9 protein-coding genes are annotated in these 10091 nt (G+C 69.5%); 3 read left to right on the plus strand and 6 right to left on the minus strand.

Annotation, left to right across the window (positions count from 1 at the left end; all coding sequences use genetic code 11):
- Positions 1 to 63 precede the first annotated feature (63 nt).
- The 4 genes from G6031_RS03985 to benA form a co-directional block, all read right to left on the minus strand.
- On the minus strand, positions 64 to 897 hold the full coding sequence (locus tag G6031_RS03985) for a 1,6-dihydroxycyclohexa-2,4-diene-1-carboxylate dehydrogenase (RefSeq protein WP_182644525.1): 834 nt from the start codon (positions 895 to 897) through the stop codon (positions 64 to 66).
- A complete protein-coding gene (gene benC, locus G6031_RS03990) occupies positions 894 to 2939 on the minus strand; it encodes a benzoate 1,2-dioxygenase electron transfer component BenC (protein ID WP_182652512.1) in 2046 nt (681 codons plus the stop codon). The genes G6031_RS03985 and benC overlap by 4 nt, the downstream gene beginning before the upstream one ends.
- 93 nt (positions 2940 to 3032) lie before the next feature.
- Positions 3033 to 3557 carry a benzoate 1,2-dioxygenase small subunit gene (gene benB / locus G6031_RS03995; RefSeq protein WP_179524919.1) on the minus strand — a complete coding sequence of 175 codons (525 nt, stop codon included), beginning with the start codon at positions 3555 to 3557 and terminating at the stop codon, positions 3033 to 3035.
- 60 nt (positions 3558 to 3617) lie between these two features.
- Positions 3618 to 5030: a benzoate 1,2-dioxygenase large subunit gene (gene benA / locus G6031_RS04000; RefSeq protein ID WP_179524920.1), complete on the minus strand. Its 1413-nt coding sequence runs from the start codon at positions 5028 to 5030 to the stop codon at positions 3618 to 3620.
- A gap of 347 nt (positions 5031 to 5377) precedes the next feature.
- Here benA and catA point away from each other — a divergent pair, with 347 nt between their 5' ends.
- From catA to catC, 3 genes are all read left to right on the plus strand, one after another.
- Positions 5378 to 6274, plus strand: a complete 897-nt coding sequence (gene catA / locus G6031_RS04005) for a catechol 1,2-dioxygenase (RefSeq protein ID WP_182644089.1) — start codon at positions 5378 to 5380, stop codon at positions 6272 to 6274.
- A gap of 108 nt (positions 6275 to 6382) precedes the next feature.
- A complete protein-coding gene (locus tag G6031_RS04010; RefSeq protein ID WP_179526202.1) occupies positions 6383 to 7504 on the plus strand; it encodes a muconate/chloromuconate family cycloisomerase in 1122 nt (373 codons plus the stop codon).
- Positions 7505 to 7582: 78 nt separating this feature from the next.
- On the plus strand, positions 7583 to 7867 hold the full coding sequence (catC, locus tag G6031_RS04015) for a muconolactone Delta-isomerase (RefSeq protein WP_179524922.1): 285 nt from the start codon (positions 7583 to 7585) through the stop codon (positions 7865 to 7867).
- A 131-nt stretch (positions 7868 to 7998) separates the two neighbouring features.
- On the opposite strand, the gene G6031_RS04020 is transcribed toward catC, so the two are convergent.
- A complete protein-coding gene (locus G6031_RS04020) occupies positions 7999 to 9210 on the minus strand; it encodes an acetyl-CoA C-acetyltransferase (RefSeq protein ID WP_182640233.1) in 1212 nt (403 codons plus the stop codon).
- A 59-nt stretch (positions 9211 to 9269) separates the two neighbouring features.
- The gene (locus tag G6031_RS04025) at positions 9270 to 10055 is read right to left on the minus strand and encodes an IclR family transcriptional regulator C-terminal domain-containing protein (protein WP_182616101.1); all 786 of its coding nucleotides are present in this window, start codon (positions 10053 to 10055) and stop codon (positions 9270 to 9272) included.
- Positions 10056 to 10091: the final 36 nt, after the last annotated feature.

Below are 10091 nucleotides of genomic sequence, written 5' to 3' on the forward strand. Positions count from 1 at the left end.
GTGGGACGGGACGGGGGGCGGGACGGGGGGCGGGACGGGACAAGAGGGAGCAGAGACGGGCGGTCAGCCCTGGTCCCCGCCGGCGACGGGGAGGACCGACCCGGTGATGTACGACGCCTCGGGTGAGGCCAGGAAGCAGATCGGGGCGGCCTGTTCGTGGAGGTCGCCGTAGCGACCGAGCGCGCTGGACTCGACGGTCTGGTCCACGATCTGCTGGTACCAGCGCTTCTCCTCGGCGGTGCGGGCGTCACCACCGCGGGAGATGCGGCGCGCCGGGGCGAGCGTTCCGCCGGGAGCGGTGGCCACCACCCGGATCCCGTGTGGAGCCGCCTCGAGCGCGAGCGCTGTGGTCAGTCCGTTCACCCCGCCCTTGGACGCCGCGTACGGGGCCCGGTTGACGCCGCGCGTGGCCACCGAGGACACGTTGACGATGGTTCCGGCCTCGACGGAGACCATCGACGGCAGGACCGCGCGGCACATCCACATCGTGGGGAACAGCGAACGACGCACCTCCTTCTCGATCTGTTCCGGCGAGTACTCGTGGTAGGGCCGGGCCCAGATCGTGCCACCGACGTTGTTGATCAGTACGTCGATCCGGCCGTGGGCGGAGAGTGCGGCCTCGGCCGCGACGTGTGCGCCCTGGAACGTCTCGAGGTCGGCGACCACCGTGGTCACCCTGTGGCCGTCCGGCGACACGGCGGTCAGGTCCTCGGCGACCTCGGTGATCGCCTCCGCGCGGTCGACGGCGGTGACCAGTCCGCCCTCCCGGACGACCCGGTCGGCGACCGCACGACCGATTCCCTGAACCGCTCCGGTGACGAGAACGGACAGGCCGTCGAAACGGCCGGGGGAGAGAACGGGTGGGACGGCGTCGTGGTCACCGACCGGGGCGCTCACGACGCCACCCCGACGGACGAGTCGGCGAGCGCGGCCCGCATGGTCGCCTTGGCGTGTTCGGTGTGGCGCCGGATCAGGTAGCGTGCCGCGTCGCGATCCCCGTTCTCGAACGCGGTGACGATCTCGAGGTGCTCCGGCACGATGTCCTCGGACACCCAGCGGGCGTCCGGGAGGACACTGTTCATCACCCGGGTGACCTCCAGGATCCGGTAGGCCTGCAGGAGGGCCTCGTTGCCGGTGCACCGGAAGAGGTATTCGTGGAACTGCGCGTTCGCGGCGGTGAAGCGCGCCGGGTCGAGAAAGCGATCCCCCTGGATGTACTGGTTGGCCGACTCCGCCAGCATGCGGAACTCCGCGAGGCGAGCGGCGTCGAGTCGGCCCATGGTGAGCTCGACGGCTCCGAGTTCGAGCGCCATCCGGGCGTCGAACTGGGCGTCCGAGTGGGCGATCCCGGGATGCACCTCACCGCTGACGACACCGGTCGAGGACGTGATCGTCTCGGACCGCTCGCCCCCGGGTAGCGACAGGGCGGACGACGTCGTCGGCGGGACGGAGGTCCGGGGGACGGGGTGCAGGGTCACGGGTCGGGGGACGTATCCCACCGGCCGGGCGGCGAGGGGTGAGACCTCGTCCTCGGCCGCTTGTCCCGGCGAGGACCCGGGGCCGGACGCACCCGGGACACGGGACTCGAACCCGACCGGCCTGGCGGCGATGGCCGGCTGCGGGCGTGCGGGACCGCGCGACCCTGCGCCGGCGGAGGGGAACAACCCCGGAGTGCGCGGACGGAAGTCCACGGGCCGCGCTGCGATCGGTGAATCGGCGAGTTCTGCCGCGACGGGCCCGGTTGAGACGGGCCCGGCTGTGGCGAGCCCGTCGGGGGCCGTGGCGACCGCGACCGGCTCGTGTTCCGCGCGGGCGGCGGTGGTGTCGACGACGACCGGTGCGACCGCGGCGTGGGCGGTGGGTTCCGGGGTCTCAACGGGTGTGGTGGATTCGACCCGGGCGCCCGGATCGGCCGCCCCGTCTCCGGCCACGGTGGCCGGGGTGAACTTCTCGTAGTAGAAGTGTGTGACCTCCAGGCCCTCGGTGTCCAGGAAGGTCCGGACGGACTCCACCATCGGCGGCGGACCGCACAGGTAGATGTCGGCCGTCCCGTCATGGAGGTGCTCTGGCCGGATCAACCCGGTGACGTATCCGGTGTTCGGGAACGCCGTGGCCGGGTCGGACACGACCAGGTCCCACGTCATCCCCGGCAGCCGTGTCGTGTAGTCGTCGAGCAGATCGGTGCACACCACGTCGGTGTCGCGTGACGTGCCGTAGACCAGGTGCACGGGCCTGTCCCCGGAACCGGCGACGGCGAGGCTCTCCAGGATCGACAGGACGGGCGCGAGTCCGGTGCCCCCCGCGAGCAGGAGCAGCGGTCGCGGTGACTCGCGCAGGAAGAAGCTGCCCATCGGGCCCGTGAGGTCGAGCCGATCGCCCACCGTGCACCGTTGCGCCAGGTACTCGGACATCGCGCCGCCCGGGGCGTACTTGATGAGGAACGACAGGCGGTCGTCGTCCGGGCCGGTCGAGAACGAGTACGAGCGGACCTGGTCGGTGCCGGGAACCGAGACGTTCACGTACTGCCCCGGCAGGAACGCCAGGGCTCCACGGTCGTCGAGCTCCACGGTCAGCGCGAACGCGCCCTCGGCCAGGCGCTCGACCGCCGTGACGGTCGCCGGGTGGGCGGCCGCGGTCGTCTTGGCCACGTCCGAGGTGGTGGGGATCTGGACCACCAGGTCCGAGCGGGGGACCATCTGGCACGGCAGGCAGAATCCGGCCTCGGCCTCGGCAGCGGTGAGTGCGTCGTCGATGTAGTCGCCGCCGTCGAAGTCTCCCGACTCGCACAGTGACTTACACGTGCCGCATGCTCCGTCGCGGCAGTCGAGGGGGATGTTGATTCGGGCCTTGTACGAGGCGTCGGCGACGGTTTCCGACGGGCCGCATGTGATGAAGCGCGTCACACCGTCCTCGAAGCCCAGGGCCACCTGGTAACTCATGGGATCTCACTTCTTGTCGCTGGCATGATCGACCGCACTGGGCGGTCCGGTGATCGTCGACGCCCCGGTGGGGCGGACTCGTGGCAACGCGGGTCACACCATGTAGACGTCCACGATGTGGTGGATGTAGTCGTTCTTGAGGACGACCTTCTTGTACGTGATCAGCGGGGTCTCCCCGGTGACGTCGAGGGTGTAGAAGGACGTCCCGAAGTACTGGTCGGTGGTCTTGTAGCGGACGTACGAGGAGAGCCAGTTGAAGCGGACGTCGACCTCGCCGGGTCGCCTGTCCGTCACCTCGATGTTGCTGATGAGGTGGCCCGTGCGGGGTTCCGGGAGGGAGGTGGACGACGACCGGTCGGTACGGATGCGGAACACCCGGTCCTCGATGCCGGCCCGGTTGGGATAGAAGATGAGCGAGATCTCGGAGTAGGGGTCCGTGGTGAGCTCGCCGTCGTCGTCCCACGCGGGCATCCAGTACATCGCGTCCTCGCGATAGCACTCGATCCATGCTTCGAACTGCCGGTCGTCGAGAAGGCGGGCCTCGCGGAAGAGGAAGGCGGAGATCTCCTCGACGGAGATCGACGCCACCGCCGGTTCAGATACTGAGGGTGCGGACATGATCGGTCCTTTCGTGGGCGTGGGGAGGAGGGGGCGCGGGTCAGATCAGCGCGGGTCAGATCAGAGGGAGGCGGACGCGGCGACGCTCTGCGCCACCCCGTTCTTCCCCGCCTCGGCGGCGGCGCGTTCCTCCGCCTCCAACGCGCGGCGCATGGTCTCGAGCCAGTACCCGTGCTGTACCGGGTACAGGCCCTCGTCCTCGGTCTTGGCGCCGGAGGAGAGCACGTTCTCCATCCCCAGACCTCGGGCGGTGGCATCGGGTCCGGCGACCTGGTGCGTGGATCCGCGGGTCATGTCGTTCCACGGTGCGGCGCCGGCCAGGTAGGTCTTTTGGCAGGAGCGGAACTCCTCCAGGTCGTCCGGCGTCGCCATGCCCGTCGCGTTGAAGAAGTCCTCGTACTGGCGGATCCGGGCGGCGCGCGCCTCGGCGCTCTCGCCCTTGGGGGCGATGCAGTAGATCGTCACCTCGGTCTTGTCCACGGAGATCGGCTTGAAGTGCCGGATCTGACTGGAGAACTGGTCCATCAGGTAGACGTTGGGGTAGAGGCACAGGTTCCGGGAGGCCCCGACCATGAACTCCGCCTTCTTCTCGCCGATCTGCTCGGCCAGTTCGTCCCTGCGCTCCCACAGCGGACGATCCTCGGGGTTGCCCCACCACATCCACAGCAGCAGGTGGCCGTGGTCGAACGACCAGTAGCCGCCTCCCTGCTTGCCCCAGGTGCCGGCGTCCATGGCCTTTGTCTCGTTCTTGGATTCACCGGAGCCCCGCCGGGCGGTGGTGGCCGCGTAGTTCCAGTGGGTCGCCGAGACGTGGTATCCGTCCGCACCGTTCTCGGCCTGGAGCTTCCAGTTGCCGTCGAAGGTGTAGGTCGAGGACCCACGAAGTACCTCCAGGCCCTCCGGGGACTGGTCGACGAGCATGTCGATGATGGTCCGGCTGTCACCGAGGTGTTCCTCGATCGGCAGCACGTCGGGGTTCAGGCTGCCGAAGAGGAACCCGCGGTAGTTGGCGAACCGGGCCACACGGCGAAGGTCATGTGAACCGCCGGTATTGAACTGCTCCGGATAGCCGGCGTCCCGCGGGTCCTTGACCTTCAGTAGTTCACCGGAGTTGGAGAACGTCCACCCGTGGAAAGGGCAGGTCAGAGTGGTGCGGTTGTCGGTCTTGCGGCGGCACAGCATCGCCCCGCGGTGCGAGCAGGCGTTGATCAGGCAGTTCAGCTCTCCGTCCCTGCCGCGGGTGATCATGATGGGCTGGCGGCCGATGTCGGTGGTGAAGTAGTCGCCGATGTTCGGGATCTGGCTCTCGTGCGCCAGGTAGACCCAGTTGCCCTCGAAGATGTGCGTCATCTCGAGTTCGAACAGCTCCTCGTCGGTGAAGATGCGACGGTTCGCGCGGATGACGCCCTCGGCGGGACGGTCCTCGAGAGCGGTGTCGAGAGTGTGCTGCAGATGGTCGAGTCGATCGGACATCGAGTGCTCCTAGCGGGGTCGGGGCGGGCCACCACTCAGGCGACCTGGTGCCGTGATGACCCCAACGGTGCCTGACTGTGGGACGAGTCACACTAGGGGTTTGCCTAGTCGTGCCTAGGTGTCAGTTGTTCGCACCGCGAACAGCGAGGCCGCATCCGGACGCTCATCTGCGGGAACGTGCTCGGGAGGCGCGAAACGCGCACACGGAAGCCACTACAAACGTATAGAAGGGTGATTGACGACACACCCGCGGCGGGGGCACAGTGAGGGCATCGGCCGACGGGGATCCCGAACCGGGACATCGTCCACCGGCCCGATCCAGTCCCCCCACTCACGCAGGGAGCGTCATGAGCACCACCGCTGTCCCCACCACCGCTGTCCCCACCACCGCAGTCCCCACCGCCTCCGGTTCCGGTAGCGCCGCCACCGACAAGTTCAAGGGCAACCGGGTCGGGTCCGACACCTCGCCCGAGCGCGCGGCCGCCATCTACAAGGACGTGCTGACCAAGCTGTCCGAGGTCATCTACCAGCACGAGGTGACCTACGACGAGTACCGCGTCCTCAAGCAGTGGCTCATCAGCGTCGGCGAGGGTGGCGAGTGGCCGCTGTGGCTCGACGTCTTCCTCGAGCACTTCATCGAGGACTCCAACAGCCGGATCTTCAACGGCACCAAGGGCTCCATCGAGGGCCCGTACTACGTGCCGGACGCCCCGAACCTCGGCGCCAAGGGCACCATGCCGATGCGCAAGGACGAGAAGGGCACTCTTCTGGTGTTCAAGGGCCAGGTCCGTGACCTGGACGGCGCCGGCATCGAGGGCGCGACAGTCGAGCTCTGGCACGCCGACTCCGATGGCTACTACTCTCAGTTCGACGACGGCCTGGGTATCCCGGAGTGGAACCTGCGCGGCACCTTCTCCACCGACGCCGAGGGGGGCTTCGAGATCACCACGATCCAGCCCGCGCCGTACCAGATCCCGCACGACGGCCCGACCGGCGAGTTCATCGCCAGCTACGACGGCCACCCGTGGCGTCCGGCACACCTGCACCTCAAGGTGACGGCCCCGGGCAAGCGGCTCATCACCACCCAGCTGTACTTCCAGGGTGGCGAGTACGTCGAGGACGACGTCGCCGGAGCAGTCAAGCCCGAGCTCATCCTGAATCCCCGGCCGGGTGCCGACGGTACGGACGAGGTCACCTATGACTTCGTGCTCGATCCGGTCTCCGAGGCCCGCTACGTCGCCTGATCACCTCCTGTCCCGGAATCGTCGTCGCCCGCCCCGGTCGCCACGAGCGGCCGGGGCGCCGGTGATCCCACCCAGCCCACATCACGTCGAGGACCGAACATGACCGACATGACCGACATGACCATCCGATCCGTCGAGACACGCATCCTCGACGTTCCGCTCATCCGCCCCCACAGGTTCGCCACCACCACCGCGACCGAGCAGTCCATCCTCCTGGTGTCGGTGACCACGGCTGACGGCGTCGTCGGCTACGGCGAGGGCGTGACCCCGGGTGGCCCCTGGTGGGGCGGGGAGTCCGCCGAGACGATGCAGGTTCTCGTGGAGAAGTACCTCGCCCCCGTTGCCGTGGGTCGACGCGTGGACGAGGTGCCGGCGGTCCTCGAGGCGATGGAGGGTGTGGTGGCCCGGGGGCGCTTCGCCAAGGCCGCACTCGAGATCGCGATGTTCGACGCGTGGGCGCGCACTCTCGAGGTGCCGGTGCGGTCCCTCCTCGGGGGCGCCGTCCGCGACTCCATCGAGTGCACGTGGGCGCTGGGTGCCATGCCGCTCGAGGAGATGGTCGAGGAGATCGACGAGCTGCTCGCCGCCGACCGCCACCGCACCTTCAAGCTCAAGATGGGGGCCCTGGACCCGGCCGAGGACGTCGCGCGTATCGCCGCGCTCGCCGCGCGCCTCGACGGCCGGGCCGGCCTGCGGGTGGACATCAACGCCCGGTGGGACCGGTTCACCGCCAACGTGCACCTCCCGGCGTTGGTCGAGGCGGGCATCGAACTGATCGAGCAACCGACCCCGACCGAGCAGATCGAGGTGCTCGCCGAGCTCAACCGCGCGCTGCCCGTCCAGATCATGGCCGACGAATCAGTCCAGTCCCCGCACGATGCTCTCGAGGTGGTGCGCCGCGACGCCGCCGGGGTCATCGCCGTCAAGACCACCAAGCTCGGCGGACTGACCCGGAGCAAGGAGGTCGTGGCGATCGCGCGCGCGGCAGGGGTGGCCTGCCACGCAGCGACCTCGCTGGAGGGGCCCATCGGAACCATGGCGTCGCTGCACCTCGCGTGCGCCGAACCCGGGTTCAACCACGGCTCCGAACTGTTCGGCCCGCTGCTGTTGGCCGAGACGTACGTGAGCACGCCGATCAGGTACGAGGCCGGCCGGGTCCATCTCCCGGACGGTCCGGGCCTGGGCGTGGAGATCGACCACGACGCCGTCGAGAAGTTCACCCGTCGCTGACCGCACTGACCCGCCAGCCCGCCGACACCACTGACCCGCCGGCCCGCCGGCCACTGAGAAGTAGAGGAGACTACCGAGATGGCACTGTTCCACGTCCGCATGGACGTCAAGATCCCCCGTGACCTGGATCCGCAGGTACGCGAGGACACCGTCGCCCGCGAGAAGGCCTACAGCCAGGAGCTGCAGCGCTCCGGGACGTGGCGGGAGCTCTGGCGCATCGTCGGCCAGTACTCCAACATCAGCATCTTCGACGTCGAATCCGGCGACGAGCTGCACGAGCTGCTCTCGGGCCTGCCGCTGTTCCCGTACATGGATATCGAGGTCATGGCGCTGACGAGGCACCCGTCGCGCATCGACGACTGACGTCCCGGCCGACCGGGTTCGGACGGGTCTGCGGCCGACCCCTCCACGTCGAGATCATCGTCAAGAGCGTTCCGCACACATCCACTCGAGCGATGTGTGCGGAACGCTCTTGACGATGGACAAGGGGCCGGTCAGACGCGCTCGAAGACGGCGGCAAGACCCTGGCCGCCGCCGATACACATGGTCTCCAGGCCCCACTGGGCGTCGCGCCGGACCATCTCGTGCGAGAGGGTGGCGAGCATCCGGGCGCCGGTCGCGCCGACGGGGTGGCCGAGGGAGATCCCGGAGCCGTGGGGGTTGAGGCGCTCCGAGGCGGGGTCGATGTCCCACTCCCGCATGACGGACAGCGCCTGGGCGGCAAAGGCCTCGTTGAGCTCGATCACGTCGATGTCCGCCAGCGTCAAGCCGAGCCGGTCGAGCGCCCTGGCGGTGGCGGGGACCGGGCCGATCCCCATCGTCTCCGGGGCGACACCTGCCACGGCCCAGGACGCCAGGCGGACGAGCGGGGTCAGGCCGAGCGAGGCGGCCCGGTCCACCGTGGTGACCACACACATCGCGGCGCCGTCGTTCTGGCCCGAGGCATTGCCGGCGGTGACGGTGGCCTCGGGATCGGTCCGGCCCATGATCGCCCGGAGGCCCGATAGTGCCTCGACCGTGGTGTCGGCGCGGGGGTGTTCGTCGGTGTCGACGACGAGGTCCCCGCCCCTGCGCTGCGGCACGGCGACCGGGACGATCTCCTCGGCGAACACCCCGGACTCCTGGGCGGCCACCGCACGCTGGTGGGACTGCACTGCCAGCCGGTCCTGCTCCTCGCGGGTGATGCCGTACTCGCGGCGGAGGTTCTCGGCGGTCTCGATCATCCCGCCGTCGATCACGTGGGAGCGGCCACTGACCGTCGTGCGGGCGCGGCCGAGGCGGTCGATCAGCGAGACGCCGTCGCCTGTGATGCCCCAGCGGGGCGAGGGCGTGGCGTAGAACTCCACCTGGCTCATCGATTCGACTCCTCCGGCGACCACGAGGTCCACTCCGCCGGAGGCCACCTGCAGCGCGCCGGTGATCACCGCCTGGAGTCCGGAGCCACAGCGCCTGTCCAGTTGCATCCCGGGCACGTCGATGCCGAGCGGGGAGTCGAGGGCGGCGATCCGGCCGATGGCGGGACCCTCGCCGCCGGGCGAGCCCTGGCCCAGGATCACGTCGTCGACGTCCGCCCCGGTCAGGCCGGTGCGCTCGACGAGCGCGGTGAGCAGCGAGGTGGCCAGCGTGTTCGCGTCCAGATCGCGGAACACGCCGCCGAAGCGGCCGACCGGCGTGCGGAGGGGTTGGCAGATGACGACGTCGCGCATGGGTTCTCCTGGTGGTAGCCGAGGTGGTGAGTGTGGGGAGGGGTCTCAGTGGGAACAGGTCAACGAGTGACGGTCGACAGGTCCGCGGACAGTGCCCGGGCCGCGTCCACGACCACGGGGACGAGCTCGTGGCGGAGCTGGTCGATCGAATACCGGGCGGCGTGTGTGGAGACGTTGAGCGCGGCCACGACCCGCCCGTGACGGTCGCGCACCGGGGCGGCCAGAGATCTCAGGCCCGGTTCGAGCTCCTGGTCCACGAGCGCCCACCCGCGGTCGGCGACCGCCGCGAGTTCGGCGCGCAATCCGTCCGGGTCCGCGATCCCGTGCGGGGTGCGGACGCGCAGATCGGTTGCCGCCAGATGGGCTTCCAGCTCCTCCGCGGGCAGGGCCGCGAGCAGGACCCTGCCCATCGAGGTGGCGAAGGCGGGGAACCGGGTGCCGATGGTGATCCCGATGTTCATGATCCGGCGGACCTGGACACGTCCGACATAGACGATGTCGTGCCCGTCGAGGACGGCGATCGACGACGACTCGTCGAGCCGTGCGCTGAGCCGTTCGAGGTGCGGCTGGGCCAGATCCGTCAGCGGCATGGCCGAGAGGTAGCTGTAACCCAGGTCGAGCACGCGGGGGGTGAGCCAGAAGGCCGACCCGGCGGTGTCCACGTAGCCGAGCTCGACGAGTGTGTGGAGGAACCGGCGCGCGGTCGCGCGGGTGAGTCCGGTGGTCCGGGCGACCTCGCTGAGGGTCTGTCGGGGGTGGTCGGCGTCGAATGCGGTGATGACGGCGAGGCCGCGGGCGAGCGACTGGACGAAGTCCGGCGACGGGGGTCGCTCGGGTGTGGGCACGGACCCGGACCCGGACCCGGACCCGGACCCGGACCC

Source organism: Dietzia sp. CQ4 (genome assembly GCF_014145125.1).
Classification (GTDB): Bacteria; Actinomycetota; Actinomycetes; order Mycobacteriales; family Mycobacteriaceae; genus Dietzia; species Dietzia natronolimnaea.

Coding starts and splice junctions, on each gene's coding strand:
- benC (WP_182652512.1), bottom strand. CDS start 2,939: ATGAGTTACCAGGTGGCCCTGGGCTTCGAGGACGGTGTGACGCGCTTC.
- benB (WP_179524919.1), bottom strand. CDS start 3,557: ATGTCCGCACCCTCAGTATCTGAACCGGCGGTGGCGTCGATCTCCGTC.
- benA (WP_179524920.1), bottom strand. CDS start 5,030: ATGTCCGATCGACTCGACCATCTGCAGCACACTCTCGACACCGCTCTC.
- catA (WP_182644089.1), top strand. CDS start 5,378: ATGAGCACCACCGCTGTCCCCACCACCGCTGTCCCCACCACCGCAGTC.
- G6031_RS04010 (WP_179526202.1), top strand. CDS start 6,383: ATGACCGACATGACCATCCGATCCGTCGAGACACGCATCCTCGACGTT.
- catC (WP_179524922.1), top strand. CDS start 7,583: ATGGCACTGTTCCACGTCCGCATGGACGTCAAGATCCCCCGTGACCTG.
- G6031_RS04020 (WP_182640233.1), bottom strand. CDS start 9,210: ATGCGCGACGTCGTCATCTGCCAACCCCTCCGCACGCCGGTCGGCCGC.